11 protein-coding genes and 2 pseudogenes are annotated in these 14584 nt (G+C 64.4%); 9 read left to right on the forward strand and 4 right to left on the reverse strand.

What is annotated here, in order from left to right; genetic code table 11:
- Positions 1 to 48: 48 nt before the first annotated feature.
- Entirely contained in the window at positions 49 to 738 is a 690-nt protein-coding gene (locus QX034_RS18960) for a class I SAM-dependent methyltransferase (protein ID WP_315700996.1), read from the forward strand.
- A 146-nt stretch (positions 739 to 884) separates the two neighbouring features.
- A complete protein-coding gene (locus QX034_RS18965) occupies positions 885 to 1520 on the forward strand; it encodes a hypothetical protein (RefSeq protein WP_315700994.1) in 636 nt (211 codons plus the stop codon).
- A 317-nt stretch (positions 1521 to 1837) separates the two neighbouring features.
- Here QX034_RS18965 and QX034_RS18970 read toward each other — a convergent pair whose 3' ends face one another.
- Positions 1838 to 3502, reverse strand: a complete 1665-nt coding sequence (locus QX034_RS18970; RefSeq protein WP_315700993.1) for an aminotransferase class III-fold pyridoxal phosphate-dependent enzyme — start codon at positions 3500 to 3502, stop codon at positions 1838 to 1840.
- A gap of 35 nt (positions 3503 to 3537) precedes the next feature.
- Here QX034_RS18970 and asd point away from each other — a divergent pair, with 35 nt between their 5' ends.
- The 3 genes and pseudogenes from asd to QX034_RS18985 form a co-directional block, all read left to right on the forward strand.
- The gene (gene asd / locus QX034_RS18975) at positions 3538 to 4404 is read left to right on the forward strand and encodes an archaetidylserine decarboxylase (protein WP_315742736.1); all 867 of its coding nucleotides are present in this window, start codon (positions 3538 to 3540) and stop codon (positions 4402 to 4404) included.
- A gap of 136 nt (positions 4405 to 4540) precedes the next feature.
- Positions 4541 to 5539, forward strand: coding sequence for an NUDIX hydrolase (locus QX034_RS18980; RefSeq protein WP_315700991.1), 999 nt, complete (start codon positions 4541 to 4543; stop codon positions 5537 to 5539).
- 221 nt (positions 5540 to 5760) lie between these two features.
- Positions 5761 to 6272: pseudogene (locus tag QX034_RS18985) on the forward strand (molybdopterin cofactor-binding domain-containing protein); the annotation flags it as partial.
- 25 nt (positions 6273 to 6297) lie between these two features.
- Here the strand turns inward: QX034_RS18985 and QX034_RS18990 are convergent.
- Positions 6298 to 7779, reverse strand: coding sequence for a type II and III secretion system protein family protein (locus QX034_RS18990; protein ID WP_315700990.1), 1482 nt, complete (start codon positions 7777 to 7779; stop codon positions 6298 to 6300).
- 377 nt (positions 7780 to 8156) lie between these two features.
- Here QX034_RS18990 and QX034_RS18995 point away from each other — a divergent pair, with 377 nt between their 5' ends.
- The 4 genes and pseudogenes from QX034_RS18995 (at position 8157) to QX034_RS19010 (ending at position 11118) form a co-directional block, all read left to right on the forward strand.
- Positions 8157 to 9083 (forward strand): DUF3313 domain-containing protein, encoded by a 927-nt coding sequence (locus QX034_RS18995; RefSeq protein ID WP_315767268.1) that lies wholly within the window; start codon positions 8157 to 8159, stop codon positions 9081 to 9083.
- A gap of 68 nt (positions 9084 to 9151) precedes the next feature.
- Entirely contained in the window at positions 9152 to 9712 is a 561-nt protein-coding gene (locus tag QX034_RS19000) for a DMT family transporter (protein WP_315742733.1), read from the forward strand.
- Positions 9705 to 9989: pseudogene (locus QX034_RS19005) on the forward strand (ester cyclase); the annotation flags it as partial. The gene QX034_RS19000 and the pseudogene QX034_RS19005, both read left to right, overlap by 8 nt.
- A 208-nt stretch (positions 9990 to 10197) precedes the next feature.
- A complete protein-coding gene (locus tag QX034_RS19010; protein ID WP_315742732.1) occupies positions 10198 to 11118 on the forward strand; it encodes a DUF3313 domain-containing protein in 921 nt (306 codons plus the stop codon).
- 146 nt (positions 11119 to 11264) lie between these two features.
- On the opposite strand, the gene QX034_RS19015 is transcribed toward QX034_RS19010, so the two are convergent.
- Together QX034_RS19015 and QX034_RS19020 are read right to left on the reverse strand one after the other, a co-directional pair.
- On the reverse strand, positions 11265 to 13247 hold the full coding sequence (locus tag QX034_RS19015) for a MacB family efflux pump subunit (RefSeq protein ID WP_316195680.1): 1983 nt from the start codon (positions 13245 to 13247) through the stop codon (positions 11265 to 11267).
- A 2-nt stretch (positions 13248 to 13249) separates the two neighbouring features.
- Positions 13250 to 14563 (reverse strand): efflux RND transporter periplasmic adaptor subunit, encoded by a 1314-nt coding sequence (locus tag QX034_RS19020; protein WP_316195682.1) that lies wholly within the window; start codon positions 14561 to 14563, stop codon positions 13250 to 13252.
- Between the last annotated feature and the right edge of the window lie 21 nt (positions 14564 to 14584).

Consider the following 14584-nt stretch of genomic DNA (forward strand, 5'->3'; position numbering starts at 1 on the left):
CAGAACTTCGCGTCCACAAACCACGTCTAAAGTAAGCGAGATCTAACGATGGCAGAAACCATGAAGCTTGACGGTGCACGGGAGCTGGACTTCGACCGCCAGTCGGTCGAACAGGCCTATGACCGCTGGGCTCCGATCTACGACCTCGTGTTCGGGGGGGTGTTCGAGAAGGGCCGCAAAGCCGCGATATCAGCCACCAACAAGATGGGCGGCCGCGTGCTGGAAGTCGGTGTCGGCACCGGCATCTCGCTGCCGCTCTACGCGCCCAATGTCCGCGTCTTCGGTACCGATATCTCGGAAGCCATGCTGGCCAAGGCCAAGCGCCGCGTCGCCGAGCAGCGGCTGAAGACCGTCGAGGGGCTGGCGGTGATGGATGCCGAGCATCTCGAATTCCCCGACAACTCCTTCGACGTTGTGATGGCGCAATATGTCGTCACCGCCGTGCCGAACCCGGAAGCCGCACTGGACGAGTTCGCCCGCGTGCTCCGCCCCGGCGGCGAGCTGGTCATCCTGACCCGCGTCAGCGCCGACGACGGCCTGCGCCGCGTCATCGAGCAGGCGCTGCAGCCGGTGGTGCGCCGGCTCGGCTTCCGCACCGCCGAGTTCGCCTGGTCGCGCTATACCAAGTGGCTGTCGGGCGCGAAGGACATGGAGCTCGTCGAGCGTCGCCTGATCCCGCCGCTCGGGCACTTCTCGCTGGTGCGCTTCCGCAAGGTCGAGCTCGCTGCCGCCGCGTAACCGCGCGGCAGCTCCCCCCTCAGGGCGCTTTTGCCTCCCTTTTCCCTCGCGTGTTGTTGCGTCTGGCTATGTGACATTATGATGATGTCACATGATTTACACCGAATCTCTGTATTGGACGTGCAACTCACTCTTAGGAGCCACCGATGATCAAGAATTTCCTGGAGCAGCTGCGGATCCAGCGCTGGGATGACCACCGCTACTATCATCACAGCCGCATCAACCAGAGTCTGCACTTCGTCAGCGCCATCAGCTTCATGGTTGCTTACGTCATGATGTGGTTCGATCCGCTGGTGTCGGCCCTGATCGGCTGGCTCGTCTCCATGACCTCGCGCCAGGCCGGGCATTTCTTCTTCGAGCCGAAGGGCTATGACCACGTCAACCAGGCGACCCACGAGCACAAGGAAGAGATCAAGGTCGGCTACAACCTGCAGCGCAAGGTGGTGCTGATGTCGATCTGGGCCGCGGCGCCGGTCGTGCTCTACCTGCAGCCGAGCTTTTTCGGCCTGCTCTCGCCCTGGACCTCGGCGATCGACTTCGCCCGCGAGACCGGCAAGCTGTGGCTTGTGATCGGCATCGGCGGCCTGCTGTTCCGCACCGTGCATCTGTTCTTCATCCGCGATGTCGAGACCGGCCTCGTCTGGATGACCAAGATCATCACCGATCCCTTCAACGACTTCATGCTCTATCACAAGGCGCCGCTGGCGCTGCTCCGCGGCGAGCTGATCGATCCCGGCGTGCACCTGATGGAAGAGCATGGCCTCGAGGAACAGCACGCCTGAGCGGCTTCCGGTTCTGGATTAAGATGATGCCCGGGCTGGTCCCGGGCATTGTCGCTTTTGGTACTCGCCTTGATCCGGTGTCGTTGCCCCAGCGCAAGTGCGCTCCCTCCCCCCTTGCGGGGAGGGTTGGGGTGGGTGTCCTCAACGGCAGTCCTTGGGGGCTCCTCCCACCCCCGACCCCTCAGAGCGAGCTTCGCTCGTCTCGACCCCGCAAGGGGGGGAGCAGAGCGCAGGGCGCCGAAGCGACGAACTTCTTAAACGCAGACGGCCGGGACGAGACCCGGCCGCAAGACGACGATGACGTGAGAGGAGCGCCCTTACCGCCCGAAGGCGTGGCCGAGCATCTCTCTCAGGATCTTGCGCTTGATCGCTTTGTTGGTCAGCGAGCCGTCGTTCCACCACCATTGGTCCTGCTTCATCTTCTCCGCCGCGGCGACGAAGCGTTTGGAAACTTCGGCAAAGTCGGCGTCGGTGTAGTTGAGGCTGAAGATGAAGCGGCCGGTGCCGACCCAGCTCAGGGCCAGGCCCTCGGCGCGGAGGTAATATTGCAGCATCCAGTTGTAACGCGAGGGGGTCGTGTACTCCACCATCCAGATCGACTGCAAATTGGAGACGTGGACCGGCAGGTCGCGCGCCTTCAGCATGTCGTTGAGCTGTTTGGCGCGACCGTTCCAGGTCTCGTCGAGGCCGTTGTAGATCGCCGAGAAGTTCGGGCTTTTCAGCCGGCTCAGGAACTCGTCCATCGCCGTCATGACGTAAGGATGCGAGTTGAAGGTGCCGCGGGCAAAGCAGATGTCGGCCGGTGCGTCGTCGCGGAAGCGCCGCATGAACCTGGACTTGCCGCAGACGACACCGATCGGCAGGCCGCCGCCGAGGCTCTTGCCGTAGGTGACCATGTCGGCGGGGACGCCGAAATATTCCTGGCAGCCGCCCGGCGCGAGCCGGAAGCCCAGAAACACCTCGTCGAAGATCAAGATGATACCGCGCTCGGTGCAGACCTCGCGCAGCTTCTTCAGCCATTCGGTGTAGGCCTCGCGGTCGAAGCCGCCCTTGCGCGAGGAATCGACCAGCGCGGAATCGCCGGGCGCGTTGCCGTTCGGATGCAGCCCCTGCAGCGGATTGACCAGCACGCAGGCGATGTCGCGCCGCGTCCGCAGCACATGCAGCGTCCGCTCCGACATCTCCGCCAGCGTATAGGTCTCATGCGGCGCGATCGGATTGCCGACGCCGGGCTGCACATCGCCCCACCAGCCGTGATAGGCACCGGCGAAGCGCACCAGATGCGTCCGGCCGGTGTGATAGCGGGCGAGCCGCACCGCCTGCATCACGGCTTCGGTCCCGGACATGTGGAACGAGACCTCGTCCATGCCGGACAGTTCGAGCAGCCGCTTCACATTCTCGGCCACGACCGGGTGATAGAAGCCGAGCACCGGACCCAAGGTCTGCGCGCGCTTGTCGGCGTTGGCGATGCATTCCTTGTAGAAATCATAGCCGAAGATGTTGACGCCGTAGGACCCGGCCAGATCGTAGAAGACATTGCCATCGAGGTCGGTCAAAGTGACGCCCGACGAAGCCTGCATGAAGGAGCCGGCGCCGAGATGTTCCTTGACCAGCCGGCTGTATTGGAACGGCACCCGGTAGACTTGCGTGAACTGCAGGTCGGAGATGCCGGCGGCCGCCTCGGACGTCAGGGCCCGGCTCTTGGCGAATTTTTCCTGGAACTGGGCGCCGAGCCGGAAGAATCCGTCCTGCCGCCTGGTCGCGACATCGCCCGGCGCGCCGTCCGAACGGAAGAAATCGTCGATCTCGAATTCGTAGCGCGGGATCAGTTTCGAGATCCGGCGCGACATCTTGGAATGCCCGGCGAGCGAGCGGTGCTTGGCCCGTGATAATTCGATGCGGGCCTTGACCTTCGGGGCGACAGCGGCTGTGACAGCAACCGCGCCGGCCGCGAGCGACAACAGAGGAATCGAGTTTTCCATGTCCACAAGCGCTACCCAGTCCTGCTGACAGATTCATGACAGTCAAGAGCCTGATCTCCACCTTCACCCAGCAGGAAGACCTCAACTTCCTGCTGACCAATCGCGTCCCGCGGGCGGCGCTGACCCGCTTCATGGGCTGGTTCAGCAAGATCGAGAACCCGCTGGTTGCGGATGCCTCGATCGCCCTGTGGAAGCTGTTCTCCGATCTCGACCTCTCGGAGGCCAGGCAGACGCAGTTCAAGAGCCTGCACGACTGTTTCACCCGGGAGTTGAAGCCTGGTCTGCGGCCGTTCGATCCGGATCCCGCCATCGTGACGAGCCCTTCCGACGGCATCATCGGCGCCCATGGCACGATCGAGGACGGGCAACTGTATCAGATCAAGGGCGCGCCGTATTCGCTGGCCGAGCTTGTCGCCGATCCCGCGGTGGTTGAAACCCACCGCAACGGCCGCTTCGTGACCCTGCGGCTGACCTCGAGCATGTATCACCGCTTTCATGCGCCCTACGACATGACGCTCGAGCACGTCAGCCTGATCCACGGCGACACCTGGAATGTCAATCCGATCGCCTTGAAGCGGGTCGAGCGGCTGTTCTGCAAGAACGAGCGCGCCGTCATCCGCACCCATCTCGCCACCGGCGAGCCGTTCACCATCGTGCCCGTCGCGGCGATCCTGGTCGCGAGCATCCGCCTGCATGCGCTGGGACGCGTCCTGAATGCGCAGACCGAACGTCCGCTGACATATTCCTGCGCCACGTCCGTGCGTAAAGGCGACGAACTCGGCTGGTTCGAGCACGGCTCGACCATCATCCTGCTCGCGCCGCAGGATTTCGAATTCTGCGGCGAGGTGCAGGAAGGGGCGCGGATCAAGGCCGGCGAGAAGCTGTGGCGCCGGCGCGCCTGAGAGCGGCGAATGCAAACGGTGCGGCGGCAAAACCTCGATTTCGCCGTTCACCGTCGCTATATCGTTTGCCTTAATCGACGAATCGCAGCGGGCGTTCCAAACCTGCGGATGCGAAACTGAAGATCTGGGAGACGCGATGGCGAGAGCGCCGGTCATGGCGGCGGGCGGCATTGTGCTGCGGCGGGAGCAACCGCCGCGGATCGCGGTCGTACGCCTGCGCAAGCGCGACGAATGGGTTTTGCCGAAGGGCAAGCTCGATGAGGGCGAGACTCCGCGCGAGGCTGCCAAGCGCGAGGTGCTGGAAGAAACCGGCCACAATGTCACGGTGCACGAGTTCCTCGGCACCTTGGTTTACGACACCGGCGCGCGCGCCAAGATCGTGCATTACTGGCGCATGGAAGCGAGCGGCGCACCGGCCCGCGCGTTGATGGACGATGTCCGCGCGGTCGATTGGCTGCCGCTCGACGCCGCGGTGGAGCGGCTGTCGCGTGACCATGAGAAGACGTTTCTGGAGAATGTCGGTCCGTATGCGCTGGCAGGGCTGATCCGCAAGACCAAGGACAAGGTCGCCGCCACGAGCAAGCCTGCGGCGGCCGTGGCCAAGCCGGCCGCGAAGGCTGCGCCGGCGAGCAAGCCCGTTGCAACACGCAAGCGCCGCGGCCGGGTCGCTGAGGAGCCGGCACAGCCGCTGCCGGAAGTTGCGGCTGCCCCTGCGGAGCCACCGAGTTTGCTGGCCGCTGATGCGGCCTTCGCGCAGATCGCCGCTGACATCATCGAAGCCGGGCGCTCGGCGGTCGCGGAGGAGGCTCCGATGGCGAGCGCCGAAGCAACACCGGCTGCGACGGCAGATGCAGGAGCCGAGCCGCCAGAAACCGCGACGTCCATGCTGGACGATGTCGATCGGGTCGAGGCCGTGGCTGCCGAGATCAAGTCGATGATCCCCGACGTAAGGCCGTCATCAAGGCCGTCGAACGATGCCATCGATCCAGGATTCCCGGAGCAGGATAGGGGGTCTGCCGGCGGCCAATCCGATGATGGTGCGGGTGATGACTCCGACGATCCGCGCGATCCCGACGATCCGCCACGCCCGACCTTGGCGCAGAAGATGCGTGCCTGGCTCGGACGCGCGGCCTGAGACGAGGCCGCTCGTTTTTTCCAAAGTGCGCTGCATTTTTCCAAATGGCACGCCTGCGCCAGGCTGTTGCCAGTTGGCGAAGAACTTCCTCTCTCTCATCCCTGGTTAAGGTGAGCTGTCGTTTTGCGGCGGTCGAGACATGCCCGGAGAGGCACCGGTCTGCCGCCGCCACTCCGGAGAGATGTGGATGAGCTCGCCTCCGCCGCCCCCCATGCTGCACCATCGTTGCGATCGCGGATCGCAACCGCAGCTTGGCCATGGCGGACGTGATGCGGCACGGCGGGCTGGAGCGCATCGAGAAGGAGCGCGGCTCGGATTTCGAACGGGTCCATAAGCACGCCCACAACGCCCACTCGGCGGTATTCGCGGAAGTGAAGGTCGCCGAGGAGCTCGGCGTCATCAGGGTGACGCGGGTGGTGAGCGCGGTCGCGGCCGGATGCATCATCAACACCAAGAGCGCGGCGAGCTAGATCATGGGCGGCGTAGTTTGGGGCATCGGCATGGCCCTGCACGAAGAGGCGTCGATCGACCACCGCTTCGGCCGCGTCATGAATGCCACATCAAGGTGATCTTCGTCGACGAGCCCGATAGCGCCATCAACCGGATGGGCATCAAGGGCGTCGGCGAGATCGGCATCGTCGGCGTGGCAGCGGCGATCGCGAACGCGGTCTACCACGCGACGGGAAAGCGCGTGCGCGACCTGCCGATCACGCTGGATAAGCTCGCGGGCTGATCGTGCGCGGATTCCGGCACGCGGATCAGTCGATGATGAAACCGATGGCGCTGCCGCGGGATTCGCTTGGAGGCGGGCTGCCCTTGGTGCCGTAAATGCGGTTAATGGCGCCAATGAGATTGGCGTTTGAATCGCGTTCCGTAACGAAGCCGTCGTCGGGCCGCGAGAGGTCTCGCGGGGCCACCGCGCGGACGATATAGGGGGTCACAAGAACCATCAGCTCGGTTTCGTTGTTGACGAAGTCTTGGCTTCGAAACAGCGCGCCGAGAACAGGCACCTGCGCCAGTCCAGGCAGGCCGTTGACGGCTCGCTTGGTCTGATTCTGTATCAGTCCGGCGATGGCCATCGCGCCGCCGGAAGGAATCTCGAGTGTGCTTTCGGCCCGGCGCGTCTTGATGGACGGGACAGTCAGCGAGTTGGTCGTCGTCGAGCTTACCGCTTGGGAGAGCGTTATCGCGTTGTCATTCGAGGTCTCTGAGACCTCGGTCATGAGATGCATGCTGATGCGTCCTCCTGACAGGACCACCGGCGTGAAATTCAGCGAGATCCCAAACTTCTTGTAGCTGATCTGGGTCGTGCAGACATGCGTGGTCGGGTCGCATGAATAGCCGGCCGGAACCGGGAACTCGCCGCCGGAAGTGAAGGTCGCCGACTCTCCCGATATCGCCGTGAGCGTCGGCTCTGCCAGGGTGCGCACGACTCCGGTGCTTTCCATCGCCCTCAAGGTCGCGGTCGTTCCTCCCGCGGAAAGCGTCACGTTGTTGCCCGACACCAGGTTTTGTCCGTATGCGGTGAACGGATTCGAGTTGGTGAGGCTCACGGCGGTCGTGCCTGAACTCAGGCTCGAGCTGAGATCGATTCCAAGCTGTTTGACGATCGACCGCGAGACCTCCGCGACCGTGACCTTCAAGGTGACCTGATCACGGCCTTGGACGGCGATGGAATTCATGACTTTGTCCGACGAGCCCACGAGGCGAGCGGCAATGTCGTTTGCTTGTTGCGCTTCGATCGGGCTTGCAACCACACCGGTCAGGACGACGCCGTCGCCGAGACCGTCGATTTGGATATTGGAATGGGGCAAGAGCTGTCTCAGGGCCGCACGAGCACCGTTCAGGTCACGCTTCACGGCGATGTCGTAGGCGACCATCTGGTCGCCGCTCGCGTCGAAAAACACCACGCTGGTTTGGCCGATCGTCGCGCCGATGATGTAGGCGCGCCTTGCCGAGCGCACCACCGCATTCGCGATCTTGGGATCGGCGACCAGGACATCCTTGGCGTCGCGCGGCAGATCCACCACGATCGATTGACCGACGCCGAGTGATAGGAAACGCGGGTTGGATTGATGCGCCGCCGGCCCAGCCTGCGCGGGGGGCGAATGATCGGCTCCTGCCATGGCCTCTCCAAGGCGCGAGAGGACGACCGAGACAAGGAGGATTGAGAGCCATCGACGCAATGGTCGTGGCGAGAACCGTCCGACGCTGTTCACCGGGTATCCTTTCGACGCCATTCCGAAAACTCAACGGATCAACGCAGGCATTGCGCGACGCGTGCTTGAACGGGAGAGCGCATCGGGTCTGGCGCGGGAAAAAGGAAACGAAACAAATCTGGCACTCACGGGAGGGTCCGGAAACGGAAATCCGCCTCCCGTTACTTGCCGATGCTCCAACGAACTAAGTGAAAAGAATGGGAATAATAGGCGCCTGTCGTTATGGCTGCGCCTGCAAGCTGCGATGGCGCCGCATCGGTGGCGGCGAGCTGGCTGCAATAATTCATTACGCTTCGTAATATTTCTTAATCTCGTCGCTCCCATGTATTCACTATTGCTCACATAGATGTCGTGCGTCCGCGTGTCACGCGCGCAACGATGAGAGTGGGGGTAGCCGGATGCGTGGGGAAGACGTCGTGTCGCAGCCGGCGGCCGCGGTCGGCATTTGCGTGGCTGCCCGTCTGGCGCGCATTGCGACGCATGGCGCGGGCTTCATCGGTCTCGGCCTTGCGATCATGTTGTGCGGCTGCGCAACAGCGCCGATCACCCAGAGCGGCGCGCTTGCCTCCTATCAGGATCTCGCGCCGTCAAACGGCGTGCTGGCGAAGTCGTTGCTCCGCATTGACAAGGACGCCGTGCTGGCCGCGAAGACGGTCCGCATCTCGCCTGCCGCATTCTCGCCGACCGCCGCACCTGCGTTGTCGGACGAGCAGCGCAAGCTGGTCGCCAACGCGGTGAACCGGGCGCTTTGCATGGACTTGAGCGAACGTTTCAAGATCGTGGGGCCGGGTGAGCCGGCCGATCTGACGACGCGTGCCGTTGTCACGCAGGCATCGCCGACCGACAAGGTGGCTGCCGGCGCCTCGAAGGTGGTTTCGGTGGTCCCGAGTGTGCTCGGTGTGCCGGCGCCGGTGCCGAGGCTGCCGATCGGGCTCGGCAGCCTCACGATCGAGGCCGAGGCGCTGGACCAGACCGGCCGGCAGCAGGCTGCGATGGTCTGGGCGCGCGGCGCCGATTCCTTCACCAACTCGCCGACCGTATCGAGTGCCGGCGACGCTTACGAGCTCGCGGTCGCGTTCGGCGGCGACTTCGGTCAGCTGCTGGTGACGGGCGAGACGCCGTTCGGCAAGCCGCCGAAATTGCCGTCATTCGATAAGATGGGCTCCTCGCTCGGCGGCAAGCCGAAATATGCCGCCTGCGAGATGTTCGGTCGTGATCCCGGCCTCGTCGGCCTGGTGGCCAACCGGCTTGGCGCGCCGCCGGAATGGTCCGACAAGGGCGCGCCTCCCGAGCAGCAAGCAACCGAGACCGCATCACGACAATAAAGCAGTTTAATCGTAAGCTCGGCTCATTGGACGCGTAACATCGTCCGGTCGGGAATGGGCTTTCATTCGTGCTGTACGATCTGGCGGCGTTCGCCGCTGCGTTCAGTATTGCGCTGAGCAATTTGATTGCTCCCAGCGCCGTACGTCATCTCGGTCCCGTCGTCTTCAACGGCTGTCGGCTTGCGGCGGCGTTGGCCGTCGTACTTGGCCTCGTTGCGATCCGTGGCCGCTGGGTCTGGCCGCCGGCGGACCAGATCGTGCTGCTCGCTGCCTCCGGCACGCTCGGCATCGTGATCGCGGATTCCTGCTTTTATGCCGCGCTGGCGCGGCTGGGCCCGCGGCGGAGCGCGGTGGTCTACACCAGCTGGGCGGCCTTCGCGACGATTCTGGGTTACCTCGTGCTCGGCGAGAGAGTGTCGCTCATCAAGGCTGGCGGCATGGGCCTTGTCGTGGGCGGGATCGTGCTGGCCGTCATGTATCGACAGTCTGCCGCAGCGGATGCGGCTGACGGCAGCAAGGGAATCTCAATCTCAGGCGTGTTGTTCGGGCTGGCCGCAGCGCTGTGCGCGGCCGGCGCCGTCCTGATCGCGCGACCGGTCATGGCCGCCAGCGTCGATCCGCCACAATGACCGGCTGATCGGGCTGTCAGGCTATCGCGAAATGCTGGAGCAGGATTTTCGCGAGATACCCGACCTTCATTTCAATATCGATCTGTTGATCTCGGATCGGCCTCATATCGCGAGCCGGCTGCGGTTCGAATGCGCGCCGAAAGGAGAATTCTTAGGCCTTCCGGTCGACGGAAAGAAAGTCTCGTTCGCCGAAAATGTATTCTATCTGTTTCGTGAGGCCAGGATCTGGCGGGTCTGGTCGGTCGTCGACAAAGCAGCAATCGAGGCTCAGTTGTAGCAAAAGCGTGTTCAAAGCGGAAAAAGCGCGCAACGCGCCGGCAGAGTGACGGCGACGGCGCGGCAGGAGGAGAAGCGAACTAAGCGCCTCAACACTTCGTTACGCCGCGCAATATTCTTAATCACGCCGCTCCCATGTACTCACTATTTTTCACACAGAGATCGCGCGCTTGCGTGTAAGACGCGCAATGTGATGTTGGGGCAGCCGGATGCGTGATGAAGACGTCGAGCGGCAGTCTGCCACCGCAGTCGGTATTGGCAAGGCCTCCGCTTCGGTACGCAACAGGGGGTGTCTCGTCAGTTTCGCTCTCGCCCTCATATTATGCGGCTGCGCAACTGCTCCGATGACGCAGAGCGGCACGCTCGCCTCCTATCAGGAGCTGGCGCCGTCGAACGGCGTGCTCGCGAAGTCGCTGCTCCATGTCAACAAGGATAGCGTGCTCGCCGCGAAAACCATCCGCGTGTCGCGGGCGATCTTTCCGCAAAACGCAGCGCCCGCATTGTCGGACGAGCAGCGCAGGCTCGTTGCCAATGCCGTCGACCGCGCGCTGTGCGTTGATTTGAGCGAACGTTTCGTCGTGGTGGCGCACGGCGAGCCGGCCGATCTGACCACCCACGCCGTGATCACGCAGGCGACCCCGACGGACAGGATAGCGGCGGGAGCATCGAAAGTGGTTTCGGTGGTGCCCGCGGCGCTCGGTGTCGCGGCGCCCGTCCCGGTGCCGCGGTTGCCGATCGGACTCGGTAGCCTGACCATCGAGGCCGAAGCGCTCGATCACGCCGGCAAGCAGCAGGCCGCGATGGTCTGGGCGCGCGGCGCCAACTCCTTCACCAACTCCCCGACGCTGTCGACCGCCGGCGATGCCTACGAACTCGCCGTCGCCTTTGGCGACGATTTCGGCCAGATGCTGGTGACGGGCACGACGCCGTTCGGCAAGCTGCCGCAGCTGCCGTCGCTGGACAAGATCGGATCGTCACTCGGCGGCAAGCCGAAATACGCAGCCTGCGACGCGTTCGGTCGCGATCCCGGCGTCATCGGACTGGTGGCCAACCGCCTGGGCGCGCCACCGGAATGGGCCGACAAGGGCGCGCCGGCCGACCAGCAGGTCACGGAGACCGCGTCGCGGTGATGCCGCCGCAGACAAGTCGCTCCCGGAGCTTTGCAAGTCGCATCAACATCGTCATTGCGAGGAGCCGGAGGCGACGAAGCAATCCAGACCATCAAGGTCCGCGGATTTCTGAGCTCTTGAAGGACATCATCCTGCTCTCGCCGCAACTACTCTCTTGCCAATGCGGTCGCCGGATCGAGCTGCGAGGCGCTGCGGGCCGGCATGTAGCCGAAGCCGATCCCGATCGCCATCGAGCTCGCGGCTGCGCCGACCATGGCGAGCGGCGAATAGATCAGGCGGAAGCCGACATCGAAGGCGTTGAAGACCGTGCCGAAGAGCAGCGCGGCGGCGATGCCGAGCGAGCCGCCGAGCAGGCAGATCAACACCGCCTCGATCAGGAACTGCATCAGGATGTCGCTGCGGCGGGCGCCGACCGCCATGCGCACGCCGATCTCGCCGACGCGCTCGGAGACCGAAACCAGCATGATGTTCATCACGCCGATGCCGCCGACCAGAAGCGAGATCACGGCGATGGCGGCGACCAGGAGCGTCAGCACCTGCGCGGTGCTCTGAATGGTCTGGCGGATGTCGTCGGTGTTGAGGATGAAGAAGTCCTTGGTGTTGTGGCGCGCCGTCAGCAGCGAGGTGACGGCGCGCTCGGCAGCGTCCATCGGCGTGGTTTCGGCGACGCGAATGCTGATCGAGCGCAAGATCTGATTGCCGAGGAAGCGCGCCTCCACCGTGGTATAGGGCAGGTAGACGGTCGGGTTGGCGCTGGAGCCGAAGCCACCCTGCTGCTGCTTGGTGACGCCGACCACCCGGCAGGGCACCTTGCCGATCAGGATCACGCTGCCGAGCGGACTGACGTCGGGATCAGGAAACAGCGCCTTGCGTGCATTGTCGTCGATGACGGCATCCTGGGCGTAGGAGCGCACGGTATCATGATCGAAGAAGCTGCCGTCAGCGAGCTTGGTGCCCTTGACTTGAAAATAATCTTCGCTGACGCCGCTGACCTGCGCGCTGACCTCAATCGCGCCGAAGCGCAGCGTGCTGGTGGTCGAGACCGTCGGCGAGATCGCGTCGACATAGGTCTCTTGCGCGAGCACACGCGCATCCGCCAGCACCAAGGTCCTGATCTTGCCGGAGCGGGTGTCGCCGAAATCCTTGCCCGGAAACACCTCGAGCGTGTTGGTGCCGAGGCTGTTGATGTTTTCCAGCACGCGTTCCTGCGAGCCGAGCCCGAGCGCCAGCACGCAAACCACCGAGGCGACACCGATGATGATGCCGAGCATGGTCAGGAAGGCGCGCAGCCGGTGCGCGTTCATCGCCAGCAGCGCCATTCGCGCGGCTTCGCGGAAGCGGTCGAGCCGGGCGTGCCAGGAACCTGACGTCGCATCGCCTGATGCGGCGGTCTCCTGCGCGGCTATGTCGGACGCGCGCGAGACAGCCATCCCTGTGCGTTCCGTATTGGCGCGATCGGACAGGATGCGGCCGTCCTGAAGCTCGATGATGCGGCGGGCGCGACGGGCGACGCCCGGATCATGCGTCACGATGATCACGGTGCGGCCGGTGGCGCTGATCTCGTCGAGGATCCGCAGGACCTCCTCGCCGCTGCTGCTGTCGAGCGCGCCGGTCGGCTCATCCGCCAGGATGACGTCGGGGTCGTTGACCAGCGCGCGCGCGATCGAGACGCGCTGCTGCTGGCCGCCGGAGAGCTGGCCCGGCCGGTGTTCGACCCGGCCGCCCATGCCGAGCCGCTCGAGCAGCCCCACCGCCTTGCGGCGACGGGCGCTCGGCGACAGTCCGGCATAGACCGCAGGCACCTCGGCATTGTCGGCGGCCGTGAGCTCGCCGAGCAGATGGTAGCGCTGGAAAATGAAGCCGAAATGCTCGCGGCGCAGCTCCGCCAGTTCGTCCGGATCGAGCGAGTTCATCTCGCGTCCTGCGATCCGGTAGCTGCCCGAACTCGGCCGGTCGAGACAGCCGAGGATGTTCATCAAGGTCGATTTGCCGGAGCCGGAAGCGCCGATGATCGCCACCATCTCGCCGCGCGAGATGGTGATGTCGATCTCGCGCAGGGCATAGACCGTGTTCTCGCCGGAGGCATAGACACGGCTGACCTTCTCGATCGCGATGAGAGGCTCGGCCATGCCTATGGCCCTCCCGGCGGGGGCATGGTCGTCTTCTTCGGCGTCGTGTCCTCGACCGCGCCGGTCACGACGCGCTCGCCCTCACGCAGGCCCGACTGCACCTCGGCCGTGATCTTGTTGTTGAGGCCGATTCTGACCGCGCGCTTCTCGACATTGCCGTTGTTGCCGACGACGCGGACGGAATAGCTGCCGTCCGGACCGGCACGGCCGAGCGCGGATGCGGGCATAGTCAGTACGCGATGCGCTTCGCCGAGCAGGATGTGCACCTCGGCCGTCATGTAGGTCATCAGCTTGCCGTCGGTATTTCCGATGTCGAAGACGCCGATGTAGTAGATCGCCGACGAGCTGGTTGACGATGAGGAGGAGGACGAGGAGCTGCTGCTCGAGGATGTCGTGGTGCTCGACGACGAGAAGCTCGAGTCGCTCTTGATCGATTCCGGGGCCGGCTCGATATGGTGGAGTGTTGCCTCGAAGCGGTGATCGGGATCGCCGAGGATGGTGAAGTAGACCTTCTGTCCCGGCTTCACCTTGACGACGTCGGCTTCGGAAATCTCGGTCCGTACGGTCATGGTGTCGACCTGGCCGAGGACCACGATGGTCGGCGCCGACTGCACCGCGTTGACGGTCTGTCCCTCCTGGGTCACGATCGCCAGCACGGTGCCGTCGATCGGCGCGGTGATGCGGGTGTAGCCGAGATTGACCTTCGCCGTCTCGATCGCGACCTCGGCCTCGACGATCTGCGCATCGAGCTGCGCGATCTGGGCTTCGGTCTGCTTCTTGGTCGCCTCGGCGGAATCATAATCGGCGCGGGACGAAGCCTTCTGCGCCAGCGTGGTCTGCTGTCGCACCAGGTTGGCTTCGGCGAGCGCCAATGTCGCCACCTTCTCATCGCGCTGGGCGCGGACGTTGCGCAGGGCGGCCTCATTGGTGCGCAGCGTGTATTGCTGGGTCAGCGAGTCGATCTGGCCGATCAGGTCGCCGGCCTTGACGCTCTGGCCGAGCTGGACGTTCAGCTTCACCAGCCGGCCGGAGGCTTGGGCGCCGACGGCGACCAGCTTCACGGGCTTCAACGTGCCGGTCGCAAGCACCGTCTGCTCGACATTCCCGATCGTGACCGACGCGGTGGTAAGCTTGGAGGCGGTGTTGTCCGGCCATCTGGCGCGGGCAAACAGGCCGGCAGAGGCGACCGCGCCGGCAACGAGGACCCATAACAGCCAGCGGCGCGGCTGACGCGGCTTTGGCTGCGACGGCTTGCCGGGATCTTGCGGCTGCGCCGCCTCGATCGGACGCGGCGGATTGGCAAAGGGAGCGTTCATGCGGTCAGCCTCTCACAGCGG

The sequence above is a fragment of the Bradyrhizobium sp. SZCCHNR3119 genome (genome assembly GCF_032487775.1).
GTDB lineage: Bacteria > Pseudomonadota > Alphaproteobacteria > Rhizobiales > Xanthobacteraceae > Bradyrhizobium.